This window comes from Dysgonomonas sp. ZJ279, assembly GCF_011039205.1.
Classification (GTDB): Bacteria; Bacteroidota; Bacteroidia; order Bacteroidales; family Dysgonomonadaceae; genus Dysgonomonas.
The window spans coordinates 68,339-84,571 of sequence record NZ_JAAKEL010000012.1 but is presented as its reverse complement, the minus strand read 5'-3'; the positions used below and the strand labels follow the sequence as shown (position 1 = coordinate 84,571).

Genomic DNA, 16,233 nt, shown 5'->3' with positions numbered 1-16,233 from the left:
ATTTTTTACTTATTAGCTGATTCTATGATATTGAATACATAATTAAAATTGCTAGGAGACCTTTTTCGCAATCTGACCAAAAGGTCTTTTATTACTCCTTTTTGCTTTAAATAGTTGAGGTGTTTTTGTAATGGCGTTATTTGAATTTCCATAACAATGATTATACCTTCATTATGTTTGTGGCTGATCATTGCTTTTCGTTCAACGTCGATTTGCTGAGTATATTCACCCAATTCTATATTGCAAAAGTTCAATATATCGTTCTTTGTTAATATTCTGTCTTTTGATGTGAGGAAAAAACGGCTAATAGCTTTCAAACTTTCCGGATTGTAAAAATTTCGGCCTCCACTGGTTGGAGTCAGTAAAATGCCATCCGATTTGTTTAATTCCAGTATTTTGCTAGCCATTAGATATGTTTTGTCGGGTATTGCATTTACCAATTCAGCATGTGTTGTCCAATATGAAGCATCAATCGAAGTTATATCATCATTTGGTTTTACAGTTAGCAATGCTACTTCTGCATACTCATTGAGCCTGTTCAACTCGACTTTGTGGGTATCTTTACCTTGAATAGAAGAAACGGATTTTAGAACATTTGCTATTTTTTCATTATCTATGCCCACAAATGCGGAGCGTTCATCATGGATAACGTCGACTAATCTTTCCAAATAATCGGCAATTCTAGGATCATCCATCGTCTTGCGTTTAATTGCTTCGGCTGTATATTCCCCTTCTTCACTTATTATATTTACACGTAAATAGCGATTCTCCTTAGAGTCTATAACAGTGTCCATATCCAAAAATTCTTGTCCTATTGCGGATGAAAGGGATGCAGTGTCGGTCAGATCTTGTTCAAGAATTGTCAATTCATTCTGATGCCGATTGATAATAGGGAAGGCATTCAGATGGATGTCCATTTTCATTAAATCATCCTGAACAAAATTGGCCGGGAAAGATACAGATACCCAATATAAAGGATGAATAGAAGATACGGTTTCATTATCCATTATTTTCATTAATTCCTGTGGCAGAATTTCTTTCTGAATTTCGTTTAAATTAGGTATAGTATCTATTGTCTGGAAGTGATCTTTATAAAAGTTTAAAATTTCAGTTTCTATTTTACTCGGAGGTATATCCTGATTAACCGATAATCCTTGTTTGGTTTTCAGTATTTTATTATTTATTGTCCATCCTATATCAGACAAAAAATCATAATATTCGTGGTGATCGGGCAGATGTTTGAAATCCAGATAAAAAGATAAATCTTTTAAACTATTTATTCCCGGACCAACCTCCAAACCAATCCATACTGTATTGTATTTTGCTCTTTTCTGAGTGTAGGCTATTATATTCTTCTCTCCAAAATCATTAACACTCCAAAGAGTTCTATCACAAAAAAAATGTGTTATGTTGATATCAAAAAGTTTTGTGTCAACAACAGGTGTAAATGTTATGGATGAAATATTTTTCTTTTTCACTCTATCGGGCAAATCTTTCAGGAAAAAATTTATTTTTCGTCCTAATTTATAAGTCGGACTACCGGGATTAATTTTCAGGATAGCATGAGCCGGACGAATATAATTATACATCGAAGGGGAAAGATTACTTACAAGCTTATTAAGTACACAATAGCCTATATCATCTAGTTTGTTATCAAGCAAATATAATTCATGACTGATCTCCTCAATCATCAGGTGTACTAATGGATTTAGATTGTTGATATTAGGTGTGTCCCATGTCAGGTTGGCATAGTGTATAATATCTTTGCGTATTGCTTCTTTACTTTTCATGTTTATATATTCTCAGTTTAAGGTAGAAGTTTACGATCCACCCAATAATATACTTGTCCGTTCGACTCGAATTGTTCTGCTTTATCCAGCTCTTTTTTCATTTTCTTATAATAAATGATCAATTCTTCCAGCATTTTGTCGGTAACAATCCTTTTATCTTTTATGTCTTTTATTCTGATTGCATTCAGCAACTCATTCGACGTTGGACTACCTGTTATTCGGTACTGTGCCTCGGCCAGTGTCATAAGTTGTATATTACTGTTTTTTTCTTTGCAAAGCTTACAAGACTTTATCGGTTTGAGATAAAGTTTCGAAAGGTGTTTACGCACATTATTTGTATTGGCATATGCTCCGGGTGACACCGTCTTAATATAAAACTCTTCTCTACCTATTGTAGGATCATTTTCAAGTAATCTTCTGTTTTCTTTTTCCAGCTCGGCAAATAAATCGTCTTCGGGGCAATTACACGGTTTGCGTTTCTGTTTTTCTCTTTCTTTTACTTGATAGATGTAATCCACTTCTTTTTCTGACAATGCTGCCACAAACTCTTTGAGTTCTTTTAACTCATTTTCTGACAACATGAGACGATAATCTACATGGTTATTAACAGTATCATCTAAAACTACAATATGTGAGGGTATATACCATCCCGGATTCTCATTACTGAAACTGGCAATTAGTTTCTTTGCTGGCATGCGAGTGGTATCTATACTATAATTCTGAACAAACAGGCTATCAAATCTTGTACGGTTGTTCCCTACAGATCGGAAGGCTTTATCCATATATTCGATTATCTGGTTATTATCCTGCTTAATTTCTTGTATTATAGTGTCGATATTATTAGAGAGTACTTCCATGGGTAATACTTCTGATTTACGTGGGAAGAACAAGGCTCCTTGTGTTATGCTGTTATTTGGGAAATCGAGTCTGTAACTGTTCATCGTTTCACCTGTCTCTTTATAGCGGTTGCTTAGTTTTATCTGCTTTGGAGAGACTAGTATATCCTTTTTTGTTTTGAGCATTCCATCCGCATACGAATTAATCATATTCTCTATGTCCAGTACAAAGTTATTGTATTCATCACCTTCTCCTGCATATACCTGAAAACCCAATATTCGACAGTTATTCTTAAGGAGTTTATTCAACAATCCGGCATCAAGCCCATCGTTTGCATATCCGGTTTCTCCGATCAATACAATTAGGTTGGTAGCATCCTTTTGATCATCAAATATATCCACTGCTTTACGTAATCCTGCCCATTTTCGTGGAAGCATAGGAAAACGCAATTTTTCCTTATTCTTTACTTTTTCAGACAGGTAGTTTATAATATCCGAATATCGTGGGGTTAATTCCATTTCGACTGGACGAAGCATTTTATTTGAATCGTCAAAAGTCATTACACTGCTAAACTGAAATGAAAATAGATCTTCAGGTTTTTCAAATAGGGGTTGAAGTCCCTGAAGGGCGTTAACAATCTGCGGGAAATTGGAGATTGTTTTTTCTTTACCTTCAAATACAAAACAAATATTGATCTTTTTCAGGCCTTTGGCTATTGTCCTGAATTGTTTATGGGTAATATTACCACCATTTACATTTAGTATAGAATTATTGCTGTAGTCGAATACAGGTAAGACCATTCGCGTCTTAAAAGCTGCCAGAGAGTCTTTACGGGAATAAGACGATACAGGATTGAATCTGATGGTTGAATATTGTTGAGTTAATAAGTGGTTTGCATCCTTCATATCCTCCGTAATTGAAACATCTTCTCTATTGCTGGTAAAGAAACGTCTTGATTCTTCGGGCAGGGTAAGCATGTTTACATGCAATCCTGTACCTATGTCTTTTATCAGCGAGTTATCTACCCATCCTAATATTTCATTTTTTACCGCATCGGCTTTTATGTAAGGCTTCTTTGCAATAAGTGTCATCCGTTCATCTTCTGATGTCTTCAACTGGTAAATGATACTATAAGGGCTGATCACTCCAGCCTGAGAATTCATGCCCAAATCTTTGTATAGTTTAATGGAATCTGTAGCAAAGAATTTTTCCGGCTCATTGATAGAGGTTGTATCAGTAAAAATAGCCAGCATTTTGTTTTTCTTACCACTTGCTATATCTGTTACTGATTGTTGGTTGAGTAATAATTTAGACTTATGTATCCAACCATAGTATTCAGCTTTTTTATAGTCTAGTTTTCCGTTCTTTAAAATGTCGGGGGTGTATTTTATCAGGCGCAGATAATCACCTTTCTTTCCTATCACAAGAAAAGGGTCAAGGTAATCAACATCTTTAGCCTTCACATTCCCACCCGCATTATTGAAGGTTTGATTCTTTTCTCTGTCCGAGAAGACAACCCAAGGCTCCTTGTTCAAATCGGTACGCGGTGCTTTAATATTGTCTCCGCAATAATTGAGAGAATACTCTCGTGGGATTTTCTTCACCCGTGTGAACCGGTGTACCGGACCACATGAGGCTGTAAGAAGAAGGATTCCGAGTAGAATTGCAACTAAAGGCCTGTTTGTATTTTTATAGGACATATCTCTGACTATTCTTAATTAATATCTGTTTGAATGACTATCAACTTATTTATACAGGATTGCGATTCTTCTATATCAATAAGTACTTTTTCTATAATAGTTCTTTTTCTACCGATTATTTTCAGCCCCTGACAATAAGAGTAAAAATCATTTTTCTTACTGTTATTTATTATAACCAGAGTATTGGGATTGTTGCACAGATAAGTGCTCATTACATAGTTATAGTTGGTATTAAATGGCTTTTGATCTACTATAGCCTGGAGTTTTTCTTTTATGTCATTACCTATTATGGTAGCCACATCGGTCGAATCATTATCCATGTATTGAGGAATTATCTCTATAGTATGGATAATAGGGTATTTCGTTTCTTCGGTTCTTAATGCTATTTCATAACTTCCGGGCTCATTGTACTGGTAAATAGCGGTCTTTTCATGGGCATCTACTTTACCGGTTTCGCCGAATTCCCAACGCCATTCCTTGGATGTGCCTTCTCCTCTGAAGATGATAAATTCGCCTTGTAATGCCGATTGTGGTGCAATGATCTTAATCAATTGAAGATCATCGTCTTTCTTTGTAGGCCTCACATTAACAATGAATCTCTTTTCTAATTCGCCATTAACCGTTAGGCGGATTTGATATTTTCCGGTTTCTGAGAATATGTATTGCGCTCTTTGCTCGGGAGAGGTATCTCCGTTACCAAATTCCCAAAGCCAGTGGTCTGCTCCTGTTGTACTATCTGCAAACGATACAGGGACTCCCACTTCGATATCCAAAGGACCTACATATGCATGTATTTCTCTGGTTGATGTATAGTGGCGCACTAAAAAGGATATTGCGAGGATAATGACGATCGCTATGATGACTACATAAATCCGGTGATTAAAAAGCTTTGGCATGGTTATTTCTTTGTGTTTTTTAATTCGTCCATTTTCTTTTGAAGTCCTATTTCACATTCTTCAAGATTCTTTCTGAAACTAGCTATATTTTGCTGTTTACTCCATAGTTCCTTTTTGTCGGCAAACCAAAGATTGTAAAATCCTGATACTTGGTAGAATATCTTGTAACGTGCGTCGTGACTATTATCGTCATAAAGACTTTTGAAATCGTTCAGGTAATACTTAATGTCATTTTCTTCATAACTGGCATTTATACCGGGATTAAAATCCTTAATCTTATTATAAATGGAATCGACTATAACCATCTGATCACTTTGTATATGTTGAAACTGGCGAACACGATCCATCTTGGCAATAACAAATTCTTTTCGGGTACTTGCCTTAGCATCCGAATAATAGAACAGACAAAAGCAACAAGCAAAAGTCGTTGTTAAGAATATTAGGGAAACGTATATAAATCCGAAGGTTTTTTCCCTTTGGTTTTTAGTGTTTTTATTTTTGTGTTCCATACTTTATTGGTTTAAGGTTATGTTTCCGATAGTTAATCTACGTGAGGTCTGTTTGTTTTCCTCTACACATTTGAGTAAGTCGGTTCTGACCAGTTCTTCTTCGATTTTAGATATGCGTATGGAGTCTTTTATACTCAGGAAGGTATTGACTTCGCTCATTAATTTCTGAAAAAGGCGTATGTCCCGACCGTTCATATCTTCCATAGAGGCAATGATATCCTGCTTACGTTTACTGACAGTATGTTGTAACTGGACATCGTTCAAGTTCGTGTTAAACAAATTCATATACAGATACAGGGAATCGATTCTACCGATGAGTTCAGTTTGCTGGACATAGATTTTGTCATACTCTTCTGTTTTTTCGACTATACGATTCACTTCTATATTGGAAGTTTTGGTGTAACAGAAGTATATTAATACTCCTGTTATTACACAGGTGACTAAATACAATGAGAATCGTAGGTAGCCTTTATAAATTTCTTTGTTGTTTTGAGCGCGCATAGAATATAGTTATAAGTTGTTAGTTTTAATTGTTAGTTTATTTAGAAATAAGCATGTTTCAATATTTACTTTCTGTTATATTTATCAGATTATTTTGCATAAATTTCCCCATCGTGAACACGATTATTATAGGAACAAATTCTTGAATAGATTAATTATTACAATCTATGGATGCCATTCATCAGTTTTTAAATTAAAATAGCTCATCTATTTTTTTAGATAAAAAATCTAATTGCATCGGCTCTTTTTTATATTCAAATATTTTGTATTTATCTATTTCATCTGATTCATTCATCTTAATCATTATATAAGTAAATCCACCTCCAACTGTCGTATAACTAAAGTTATACATTTCAAATATAACATAATTAACTTTGTCTTTTGTGATCAAAAATAATCTATCAGGGATAAATAGGGATAGATCAATTCCATTTAGATTGTTATCTAAGGCCAATCTTGAATTGTTTATTTTTATTATATTTTGGTTGTGATCTTCACTTAACATTTGCTTTTCACACAAATCAATGACATCTAGGTTTGTATCAAAATATGCAACGATGGATACCCCACTAATTTTTTGTTTTATTTCAATGGTTCCATAAATTTCAGGACGTTTGGCATTTTCAATACAACAAACCGATAATTCGACTTCAATTATTTTAGTTGAGCTTATTACTGTTGTTTTTAGATGATTATTTTCTTCATCTATATTATCAGCAATACATGGCTTTAGATTAGTAAATTCTTTTTGGGCATACAAATAGCCATTAGAAAGTACAATAAATATTATTAAAAAAATATGTTTTTTATACATCATTATTTAACCAATTTTACACAATATTTTAAAACCATACAATGGTTCTAATTGAACATGCAATTTTATGATAATATATACTTCATCTGCGTCTTTCGTTAAAGATTACCATTTGCTATCTTTTATACCAATGGTAATTTAGAACCTTAAATTGGCTACTGGCATTAAAAGCTTCTTCTAACTTAATAATTATATATATTTCTTTGCCTTCATTTAATAAATTCTGCCATTTATTATTCTTGTACGTAATTGCTGTAATCTTATAGTATACACCTCGATCATCATCACAATTATGATAATCAATCCGATCTTTTTTTTCTAATTTTAGTTCATCTTCTGATAACAGTGGACTAATTTTTAAAAAATCTAAATTTCCATCTTTATCTATATCGCCAGTTCTAAAATTGCAAATATTATATACTAGTTCCAATTCATATGGAATAACATCATTCCCTGCAAAAATTAAATATGTACTAATTGTACATGCATATGGAGTAAAGCAGTTTACAGGATCAGGCTCAATGACATAGTAGGAAAACTGTTTTTCATTATATTTAATCTTATTCTTTTGAGGTTCGTCAATTACGCATACACATGTGTAATAACTATTTTCTGTGGAGTAACCATTATTTATATTAATTATCCCTAGACAATTAGATGAGTTTAAATTTAGTAGATTAGTTCCTTTACGTCTTACATTATTATAAACTGTTGTTTGTTTAACACCACCAATTTTGCGGATTATCTGACAACTCCCGTCTTCCGTCGAAACTGTATCACAATGAAGAACTTTAGCTTGCTCATCCAAATAATCTACTCCTATTGTTTTTGTTAAAATAGAGAAAAGAGAGTCAATAGATATATCACTATTTATTTCCATTTTTTGAAAAAAATCATTGTTTGATTTTTGATCTGCTTTTGAAGTTATAGCATATGCATATAAACTTATAAAGGTGAGTATAAGAGAAAATAGGTACTTCATAGATTATTTCGTTTTTTTATATTTATCAGAAAATTTTGCATATATATTTCCACTGTATGTAGCTGTAATTATATACGTATATTCTTTTGAAACAAAACCTAAATGTTGAGGTTTTGTTTCAGGTGTATAATCTCCATTAAAATAACCATTTTTAGACCATGTGTACCCTTTGGCTTGCTGAGTTTTGTACATTGGCCATTCTCTGGTTTTTGCTTTATCTTGATATTGTATAAAAAAGTCTCTTCCATGTTCTTGTACTGCACCATTAGAATAATCTTTATAGTCAGGATCTTCTCTTAAAACATATATGACAGCAGCTATTGAACTTTTCATTGATTTTGTGTTATTTCGATCTTTCATTGTGGAAGTAATGAATGCCTTTTGATGTTTAAATACGCTATTATTTTGCCCATTTGTTATTGTCGCATATACTAAATTCATGGCATCTCTATAATTGTGAATATTTTTGAAGCCATCATATTCATTTTTGGCTGTAAGCCAGTTTTTCAACATGCCCATCGATGCTTTTTGCGCATCACTATTACTTGTATTTTCATTATAGACCCAACCAGCTATCTCAACAAATAGACTATGGGTTATTGGAGTATTATTATCTAAAAGAAGCTTAGGGTTCGAATATTTATTATTTTCCTTTCCATCGCAAGCATATACATCTTCACCGATTCCTGCTTTACCCAGAAATACGCCTTCTTTTGTATAATAATATCCAGAATCTTTATTTAAAAATAACCGCTCTTTATAAACATCATTATCTTTAAAAAAATAAGCATTTTGGTCAAGAAGTGAACTGTCTTTGACCTTTGCCACTAAGTATAGCTTAGAACCTAAATCTTTCCACTCTTTTTTTGTATCTATAATTATTCCTGCAGTATTATTAGTAATCCGAACTCCAATCTTAGATGAGAATATTTCTTTAATTGCTTTTCCTGCTTCATCTTCCAAATTAATAGTTATAAATGCAGTTTTATTCCAATCGGATTTCTGGTACAATAAATTGAATTGAACTTTTTGATCGAAAGAAGCCTCCTCTATTAAATTTTCCTTGCTATCCTGCCAAGATGGAGATATACTACTCTTAGATACATATACTAAAACAAGAACCGGATCTTTTAGCCCCATATAGAATGCTTTAAATATAATTCTTTGCCCCTGTTGCTCGGCTTTAAATTTGTATTTCAAAGAAATCCCTTTCTCTTTTATTGGAGTCTCTTTTCCTCCAACAACAATACTCCATGTTATTTTCTCCTTTTCGGCATCAGCTACAATAGTTTGTGACCATGCTGTAGCTATAATAGTATATTCTATACCTACAAATACTGTTTTATATTTATCCATATACAAATTATATTAGCGTTATTTTCTTCATTATCTAGGTAACTATATACTATTTGTAAGTTTATTTATTATATGAGATTTATATATAATTTAATCTTCAGAATTATGAAGATAATCTACAAAATAGTTCAATCCTTCGGAAATAAAGCATCCATATATTTTGCGTCTATATAAAACATATTGATTGGTTAGAAATAACTCAAATATGCCTCCCGAATCCATGCGAAAATAATATATTCTTTCATTTTTTATTAAGTATCCATCTAATCCACAATGAAGGCCAACATTATGTAAGTAATCAATCTTTTCATAGGATGCAACCTCTTTACATAAGTTGAAAGCTTTATATATAGCATCGGTATATAACTTTTCATTCCAGCGTTTGTAAGCTTTATATTCTTGACTATCGTATGAGTAAATACTATCTGAATCTTCTTTTCGCCACAACTCCCAAAGGGCAAAATCAAATTCTCTTTTTTTGTATGATATTATATTTATATCTGATCTAATTTTAATATGGTTTTCTTGGTTTATAATTTTTTCATTTTTGAAATAAACTAGCATGCTAATGCTTTTATTATCTGTTAGTTTAGCTATATCATAAAACCCCACTCCTGAAGGTAAAATTGTATAGGGGATTGTGTCGTTATTTAATAATAATTCTCCTATAATAAAATATTTATAACTCTGTTTTTCTATTATATTGATAGCATCCTCATCAGTAATTTTCTCTCCTGTATCGAAGAACTTGATAACCTCATCATTGCTTACAGTATAGTTAACAGAATCGCCTAGATGGCTCAAATATTCTAATGTCAGGATAGTAATAGAATCTTTTTTTGAGACAGGCTTATTATCCTCATTAATTACAATGTTTTTTTGACTAATATTATTACATTCTTTCGCCTTATATGAGCAAGCACACAATGGAAATAAAATAACAAATAGAAATAATAAATCTGCTCTTTTCATTTTAAATAAGGTTTTATTGAACGTAATACAACACCTCCTTCATCCCATGTTTTAGAACGAATTTCCTCATGTACATAAAGATCAGAATCTTTGTGTAAATCAAAGTGTGTTAATAATCCATTTGTTAACCATGCTACATTCTCAATTTGCACAGTTGTTAGTTCTTCCCATTCGGCCTCCCATCCAGAATCCCATGATTTTAAGCAAAGTCCAACAACCTCTATTCCAATAGAATCTGCGTTATAAGGAAATCTCTCAGGGTATTTTTTCTTAATTTCAGCAGCTAAAGATGCATCGGATGAGGCAGGCCATTGTTTTTTAGGTGTATTGGCGGCTGAACGTTTTCTTATTGCTCCTGCATGTTGTACGGCTTTTTTTAATGTTCCAAATTGGTAAATAGCACCATCTTTCCCTGAAAGTTGGGTCGTTTTAACGCCATTACCACCTTCAACAGTAAAATGCCCTCCCTGTTTATTGCTTTTTGCTGTTGAAAGAGCTGAATCGCCTGTTTTGCAGTGTGTTCTGTGCAGAACAACCGCATTCACCATTGTTGGATCTTTAAATTCTGTAGAACTAGACCTATATATATTTTTCTGCTCAACTATTTCTACTCTTGGATTTATCAAAAAGCCATTGTCGTCCACAAAAAAATCTTTGATCAACAATTTTTCTTTATATATATCATCACTATAAAAAAACTCACCACTCTTATCCATAGAGTTTATTCCTTCTGCCTTAATCGATAAATAAAGATCAAATAAAGAATCTTTAGGACCACGATCACGCCATTCCTTTCTTATTTGTAAAATTACTCCAGCTTTATTATTTACAACTCTACTTCCAACCTCTCCTGTGGAGAATACTTCGTCTATAAATTTCCCATCTTTATCTTCTAATGATGCTGTAAATCGGATAGGTTCCTTGAAAAAATAATTTTGGAATAATAGCTCAAAATGAACTTCTGCTCCATAATGAATTTCTCCTATTCTATTTTTCTTAGTATCTAACCACGAGGGTGAAATCTGGCTTTTAGATACATATACTAAAACAAGGGCCGGATCTTCTAGGCCCATGTAGAATGCTTTAAATATTACTCTTTGCCCCTGTTGCTCGGTTTCAAATTTGTATTTAAAAGAAATCCCTTTCTTTTTTATTGGAGTCTCTTTTCCTCCAACAACAATACTCCATGTTATTTTCTCCTTTTCGGCATCAGCTACAATAGTTTGTGACCATGCTGTAGCTATAATAGTATATTCTATACCTACAAATACTGTTTTATATTTATCCATTCACAAATTATTTTTATATTTTTTTACAGACTTATTCTGTTTCTACAAGCATTCACAAACTTCATCAGACAATATAAATTCTTCTTCTGGATAATTGTCCATTATTTGCTCTGTAGCTCCAGCTTCATTTAATATATCATACAATTCGCGATCCTGAAGCATCATGGCTATATCAAGTAAAGGATAATCAGAATCTCCCGATATTGTCACATCAGCTCATCTAGCTATCAAATCTTTTATCAATTCCTTCTTTTTCTCATGTTTTAAATTTCTAATATAAATAGCATAACTTAAAATATTAGTTCCTTCTATTTTAGCTCCGCGTTCTAATAAAAAACTAAATACATTCTCACAATAGCACCCATCAATAATTGAGCTATTCATCACGGTTCTAGGTCCTCCCCAAACGATATTAGTGGAATCAACCAAACAAAGATCAGCTCCATTAGTGTATAGCAGTTCCAGCATCTTTAAATCTTTGTTTTCGGCAGCAATTATCAATGCATTATACCCATTTTTCAGACAATTTATTTCTGCTCCTTTAAAAATAATATACTTAGCTAATTCTAAGTTTTTATTTTTTACCGCATACATTAGTGGAGTATACATGTTTTTATCTACAATATTTACATTTACATCATTTAAAGACATAACTAATTTAGTATCATTGTTTTTAATAAATAAGAACAAATCTGTCATATCATTTGATTGAGCTAATACCGTAGCGGGGAATAGTAGAAATGTAACTGCTATTATTTTTATAATAATGTTTAGCATACTTATATTTTATTTCTCATATCTAATTGGATTAAACTTTCCATCAGGTAGAACTTCATAGATTATATTCGGAGTTCTTATTATTATAGGACAATTTATTGATTCTGGATCACTTATTTTTTCTTCATAACTAATATTGGGAGGTAGGCTGCCAATAAGTATAGAATCCAAATGGCATATACCTTTTTCTATGGTAGTAAATTTAGGCGATAACTTTTCATTTAAAGATTCAACATAAAACCATAAGCTAATACTATCACTAAAGAATGGTACATCTTGAATATCATTATTAATAGTTAGGTTATATTTATTCTCTTCAGTAGGATAATTTCCTTTATAGTTTGTTAAATATTTATCATCAAAAAGATTGGATGTAAACTCCAAAACTAATACATCTTTGATCTGTAATGAACCTGCATTATTTAGCTTATAACTTATTTTTGTTTTTGTATTAATAAACTCTTCAAATCCAGTGGAACTACAACAATCGGACTGGGTTCTGTCAATTATAATGGTACTATCTTCATTTATAGTATAGGACTGATTTAATAGAAATCCTCCATCATTCGTAATTCCTATACTAAGTACGTTTTCCATACTCTGAGAATAATAGTCTTTTACTAATTTCCCATCTTTAAATACTAAATAAACTTCACTATCTATTTTTTTATTGAAATCTTCTTCCGTGCCAGAATAATCTGTAAGCTCTCTCAAAATGAAAAGATCATATCCATTAGGATATATTATTTTAGTATGTCCCCATATTTTGCTTATGCCTTGATTTTGAAATAAAAATTCAGTGAATATATTACAAGGAATAATTCTTTGGTTATATTTTACCGTATCTTCTTTTGATATATTATATTTCACATCACTGAAATATGCATTGAAAGACTCATAATTAAATTTTTTTTGCTCTTGTGCCTGAAAATGTACAGCATAAAAGATATAAACTGAAAGAAGAATAATTCTTGTTTTCATAACTTATGATTCTATTATTTTTTTGAATTTACCATTATCTATAGTTTTTATTGCATCACATAGTTTGTCTCCATTGATATCATCGAGCGTCGTTTTGAAGAACTTATCTGCTTTATATATATTATTAAATTCTCTTACATCAATGTGGATCCATGATTTGGCACCATGTTTAGCTAACTCTAGTCCAAGTTTATTTGCCGCCCAGCCAGAATGTGCCCCTATATATTTCACACAGATCTCATCTCGTAGTTTGTCCATTTCTTTAGGATGATCTGTTGTTCTAGTTCCGTTTTTATTAAAATGAATATCTAAGGCTGTTCCCATATGATTAAAAGTTAAACCAGTTGATGCATTCTGAAATGTTTGTTGATACCGACACCTGTAAGCGGAATTAATTTTATTAATTGTGTATTTAGTAGTAGTGTCTCCGTACTCTTTTTCTAAATAAAATGCAATTGCTTTGTAAACCCACATAAGAGACCTATGCATACCAGGATATTCATAACAGCTTTTAGATCCAGCAGAAACGGAATATTTTAATTTTGTTATATATTTTTTAGTTGTAATTTTTCTATTATTATCTACTTTGAGCCACTCTCTATTTGTTTTCGATGTCCCATTTTTATCGTAAGCTAATACATATGTACTATATCCATTTTCGATAGTGTGTGTAGTATCTTTAAAAACTTCTACATCTTTGCCTGCATCGTTCTTTTCTGTACCTTTTGTTGGTGCTTCTTCTTTTCTAGTTAAAATTGTATTATTTTTCTGGTCATCGATATTTCCAAAACCGCTGCAAGAACCAGTTTCATTATTTCCTGTAATGTGATTCAATATTTCAGAGCTACTGCTATCACAAGTGCATTTCAATTGTTCGAATGGAATTAAATATTTATCCATGAATTCATCTAAAGATATCAAAAGGTGCTTGCAAATGAGACCTGTTTCTGCTACTTTCATATAATCCTTTTGAAACTGTTTAACAGCTTTCTCTAGAATGTTTCCAGCCACTCTCAGTGGCTGTATACCACCAAACCCACAAAGCCTTACATGTAATTCTTCTATAAAATCACCATTATTATCTATCTCTACACATTCACTACAGCAACCTATTTGGATAGTTTTACCCTTAAAAAGCTCAGTCTTGTCAGATGTTACGTTTATCACAAGTTTCTTATTAATCCAATCTTTATCAATTGTTATTGCATTATCTCCTTCAGTATCTGTAATAGCTTCATTTATGTTTGTTTCAACTTCTAACGATTTTAAAACCTCCGCATCTTTTTTATCTTCTTTTATCTCGATGGTTACCTTTTCTCCATTGGTAAAATCAGTTGTTTTGATCTCTATGCAGACAATTACTTCAACACCTGCAAATGAGAGTTCTTTGTCTTTTGCAGTATTTTTCCATACAGCACTAATAATACTAGGCTCTGCTGGAGGAGTAGGCGTAACAATATCTGCGTCTACTAATGCGATTTGTTCGCAAGTTAATATGGGATTAAAATTAGCTGACATAATTTTCTTGATTTAAAAGGTTAGCGAGTACTTCTATTTTCTCAAATTCATCTTCTGTCTCTCTCAAAATATTGTCTATAGATCTACCCAATGGATTAGCCTGTAAAATTGGATATCGAAAACTAAGTTCCAAGAATTGAATTGCTAGATCTTCATTTTGGATTTCATACTCGATTATTTTATCTGTCTGTTGATGGATCACCTCAAGACCTTGCTCCACTGACAGTTCTTTTACATTACTCTTTAATAATATATATAACGCTCTTTTCTCAAATTCTTTTCTCATAGAATCTGATATTGCGCTCATTTGCTTATTACTTATTGTCCACATAATCTACAGCTTCGTATTTAGTTTGTAATTCATTTTCATCTGATAGATAAGAAATTCTTCTTTCTCCAATCCTTATGTCTTCTGTTATTATATAATCGATATTTACAAAAAAAACTGTTAGCTGATCCTGCACAAGGTTAGGGAGAATATAATTCAGAACAAACGGATCGTAGAACCTAAAATAAATAAAAGAGCCATTTTCTTGTTTCATTCTGAGAAAACGACGCAAATGTTTTCGTAAATCATCAATATTTGCTGAAGATGATAACCATGTAACTCTCCTTTCAATTGGGTCTTTTTCTTTTATTCTTTCAGCAAGCCCATCATTTGAAGTAATATCAACCAGATATGGTGCTACACTCCAAAGTTCTTCCCCAACAGAACCTCTGAATAAAGATCGGTATGAAACTTTATCAAATATGATTTCTATATCTTCTTTCCATAAGGCCGCATCTATGAGAACATAGTTTGGCTGCAAGTTCTCCTTGAGAAATTGTTCTTGTGTTATTTCTTGTTCTTTTAGAGTTCGTTGCTTATTTATAGCTTCGATTTCTTTTTTTACTTCGGGCAATATCCAATCACTCATATTAACCTATATTATAATTCGTTTTTCGTTTATCAACATCTTAAAATAAATATTTTCAAACAGATATTATCGTGGGATTCATTCAAATTCAATTAATTATCCAGTTTTATATATAGCTCCATTATTGTATATTCTTGTTGATATAAATTTTGCTTTTTCTGTGATATAATATTTATCGATGATATCATTATGGAAATATCTTGTTTTAGCTCAAACACTTGTAGAATTGTAATAATTATATCTTAGCAAGTACTTAATAAAATAGATGTAAAATATATTTCATATTATAGAAAATTACTTTATAAAAAAGGTTTCTATTACAACTATATTAAATCTATTTATAGGATGTGTTGTTGTTCTATATAACATATGTACCCTCTTTTTATCTTTACTA

General features: G+C 32.0%; 16 protein-coding genes. All 16 read right to left on the bottom strand.

The genetic code is table 11. From position 1 onward, the window contains the following. Nucleotides 1–5: 5 nt before the first annotated feature. Nucleotides 6–1,790, bottom strand: coding sequence for a type VI secretion system baseplate subunit TssF (locus G7Y57_RS12235; protein ID WP_165024414.1), 1,785 nt, complete (start codon nucleotides 1,788–1,790; stop codon nucleotides 6–8). Nucleotides 1,791–1,807: 17 nt separating this feature from the next. Further along, nucleotides 1,808–4,327 (bottom strand): type VI secretion system protein TssR domain-containing protein, encoded by a 2,520-nt coding sequence (gene tssR / locus G7Y57_RS12230; protein ID WP_165024413.1) that lies wholly within the window; start codon nucleotides 4,325–4,327, stop codon nucleotides 1,808–1,810. Nucleotides 4,328–4,341: 14 nt separating this feature from the next. Continuing rightward, nucleotides 4,342–5,223, bottom strand: a complete 882-nt coding sequence (locus G7Y57_RS12225) for a PKD domain-containing protein (protein WP_165024411.1) — start codon at nucleotides 5,221–5,223, stop codon at nucleotides 4,342–4,344. Nucleotides 5,224–5,225: 2 nt separating this feature from the next. After that, a complete protein-coding gene (locus G7Y57_RS12220; protein ID WP_165024410.1) occupies nucleotides 5,226–5,732 on the bottom strand; it encodes a type VI secretion system transmembrane protein TssO in 507 nt (168 codons plus the stop codon). A gap of 3 nt (nucleotides 5,733–5,735) precedes the next feature. Continuing rightward, the gene (tssO, locus tag G7Y57_RS12215) at nucleotides 5,736–6,233 is read right to left on the bottom strand and encodes a type VI secretion system TssO (RefSeq protein ID WP_165024408.1); all 498 of its coding nucleotides are present in this window, start codon (nucleotides 6,231–6,233) and stop codon (nucleotides 5,736–5,738) included. A 193-nt stretch (nucleotides 6,234–6,426) separates the two neighbouring features. Further along, on the bottom strand, nucleotides 6,427–7,050 hold the full coding sequence (locus tag G7Y57_RS12210) for a hypothetical protein (protein WP_165024406.1): 624 nt from the start codon (nucleotides 7,048–7,050) through the stop codon (nucleotides 6,427–6,429). A gap of 112 nt (nucleotides 7,051–7,162) precedes the next feature. Next, nucleotides 7,163–8,029, bottom strand: coding sequence for a hypothetical protein (locus G7Y57_RS12205; protein ID WP_165024405.1), 867 nt, complete (start codon nucleotides 8,027–8,029; stop codon nucleotides 7,163–7,165). A 3-nt stretch (nucleotides 8,030–8,032) separates the two neighbouring features. Further along, nucleotides 8,033–9,385 (bottom strand): hypothetical protein, encoded by a 1,353-nt coding sequence (locus tag G7Y57_RS12200; RefSeq protein ID WP_165024403.1) that lies wholly within the window; start codon nucleotides 9,383–9,385, stop codon nucleotides 8,033–8,035. Nucleotides 9,386–9,475: 90 nt separating this feature from the next. Further along, nucleotides 9,476–10,357: a hypothetical protein gene (locus G7Y57_RS12195; RefSeq protein ID WP_165024402.1), complete on the bottom strand. Its 882-nt coding sequence runs from the start codon at nucleotides 10,355–10,357 to the stop codon at nucleotides 9,476–9,478. Continuing rightward, nucleotides 10,354–11,646, bottom strand: a complete 1,293-nt coding sequence (locus G7Y57_RS12190) for an N-acetylmuramoyl-L-alanine amidase (protein WP_165024400.1) — start codon at nucleotides 11,644–11,646, stop codon at nucleotides 10,354–10,356. Before G7Y57_RS12190 ends, G7Y57_RS12195 begins: the two co-directional genes overlap by 4 nt. A gap of 42 nt (nucleotides 11,647–11,688) precedes the next feature. Next, nucleotides 11,689–11,856 carry a hypothetical protein gene (locus G7Y57_RS12185; RefSeq protein ID WP_165024399.1) on the bottom strand — a complete coding sequence of 56 codons (168 nt, stop codon included), beginning with the start codon at nucleotides 11,854–11,856 and terminating at the stop codon, nucleotides 11,689–11,691. A gap of 6 nt (nucleotides 11,857–11,862) precedes the next feature. Next, nucleotides 11,863–12,423, bottom strand: coding sequence for an ankyrin repeat domain-containing protein (locus tag G7Y57_RS12180; RefSeq protein ID WP_165024397.1), 561 nt, complete (start codon nucleotides 12,421–12,423; stop codon nucleotides 11,863–11,865). Between the two features lie 9 nt (nucleotides 12,424–12,432). After that, nucleotides 12,433–13,404 (bottom strand): hypothetical protein, encoded by a 972-nt coding sequence (locus tag G7Y57_RS12175; RefSeq protein WP_165024396.1) that lies wholly within the window; start codon nucleotides 13,402–13,404, stop codon nucleotides 12,433–12,435. A gap of 3 nt (nucleotides 13,405–13,407) precedes the next feature. Next, complete coding sequence (locus tag G7Y57_RS12170) at nucleotides 13,408–14,922, bottom strand: hypothetical protein (protein WP_165024394.1); 1,515 nt, start codon at nucleotides 14,920–14,922, stop codon at nucleotides 13,408–13,410. After that, complete coding sequence (locus G7Y57_RS12165) at nucleotides 14,912–15,229, bottom strand: hypothetical protein (protein ID WP_165024393.1); 318 nt, start codon at nucleotides 15,227–15,229, stop codon at nucleotides 14,912–14,914. Before G7Y57_RS12165 ends, G7Y57_RS12170 begins: the two co-directional genes overlap by 11 nt. Before the next feature lie 7 nt (nucleotides 15,230–15,236). Then, nucleotides 15,237–15,839 carry a DUF4123 domain-containing protein gene (locus G7Y57_RS12160; protein WP_165024391.1) on the bottom strand — a complete coding sequence of 201 codons (603 nt, stop codon included), beginning with the start codon at nucleotides 15,837–15,839 and terminating at the stop codon, nucleotides 15,237–15,239. Nucleotides 15,840–16,233: the final 394 nt, after the last annotated feature.

Excerpts from the sequence above, each read along its gene's own strand:
- G7Y57_RS12235 (WP_165024414.1), bottom strand. The coding sequence starts at position 1,790 with ATGAAAAGTAAAGAAGCAATACGCAAAGATATTATACACTATGCCAAC.
- tssR (WP_165024413.1), bottom strand. The coding sequence starts at position 4,327 with ATGTCCTATAAAAATACAAACAGGCCTTTAGTTGCAATTCTACTCGGA.
- G7Y57_RS12225 (WP_165024411.1), bottom strand. The coding sequence starts at position 5,223 with ATGCCAAAGCTTTTTAATCACCGGATTTATGTAGTCATCATAGCGATC.
- G7Y57_RS12220 (WP_165024410.1), bottom strand. The coding sequence starts at position 5,732 with ATGGAACACAAAAATAAAAACACTAAAAACCAAAGGGAAAAAACCTTC.
- tssO (WP_165024408.1), bottom strand. The coding sequence starts at position 6,233 with ATGCGCGCTCAAAACAACAAAGAAATTTATAAAGGCTACCTACGATTC.
- G7Y57_RS12210 (WP_165024406.1), bottom strand. The coding sequence starts at position 7,050 with ATGATGTATAAAAAACATATTTTTTTAATAATATTTATTGTACTTTCT.
- G7Y57_RS12205 (WP_165024405.1), bottom strand. The coding sequence starts at position 8,029 with ATGAAGTACCTATTTTCTCTTATACTCACCTTTATAAGTTTATATGCA.
- G7Y57_RS12200 (WP_165024403.1), bottom strand. The coding sequence starts at position 9,385 with ATGGATAAATATAAAACAGTATTTGTAGGTATAGAATATACTATTATA.
- G7Y57_RS12195 (WP_165024402.1), bottom strand. The coding sequence starts at position 10,357 with ATGAAAAGAGCAGATTTATTATTTCTATTTGTTATTTTATTTCCATTG.
- G7Y57_RS12190 (WP_165024400.1), bottom strand. The coding sequence starts at position 11,646 with ATGGATAAATATAAAACAGTATTTGTAGGTATAGAATATACTATTATA.
- G7Y57_RS12180 (WP_165024397.1), bottom strand. The coding sequence starts at position 12,423 with ATGCTAAACATTATTATAAAAATAATAGCAGTTACATTTCTACTATTC.
- G7Y57_RS12175 (WP_165024396.1), bottom strand. The coding sequence starts at position 13,404 with ATGAAAACAAGAATTATTCTTCTTTCAGTTTATATCTTTTATGCTGTA.
- G7Y57_RS12170 (WP_165024394.1), bottom strand. The coding sequence starts at position 14,922 with ATGTCAGCTAATTTTAATCCCATATTAACTTGCGAACAAATCGCATTA.
- G7Y57_RS12165 (WP_165024393.1), bottom strand. The coding sequence starts at position 15,229 with ATGAGCGCAATATCAGATTCTATGAGAAAAGAATTTGAGAAAAGAGCG.
- G7Y57_RS12160 (WP_165024391.1), bottom strand. The coding sequence starts at position 15,839 with ATGAGTGATTGGATATTGCCCGAAGTAAAAAAAGAAATCGAAGCTATA.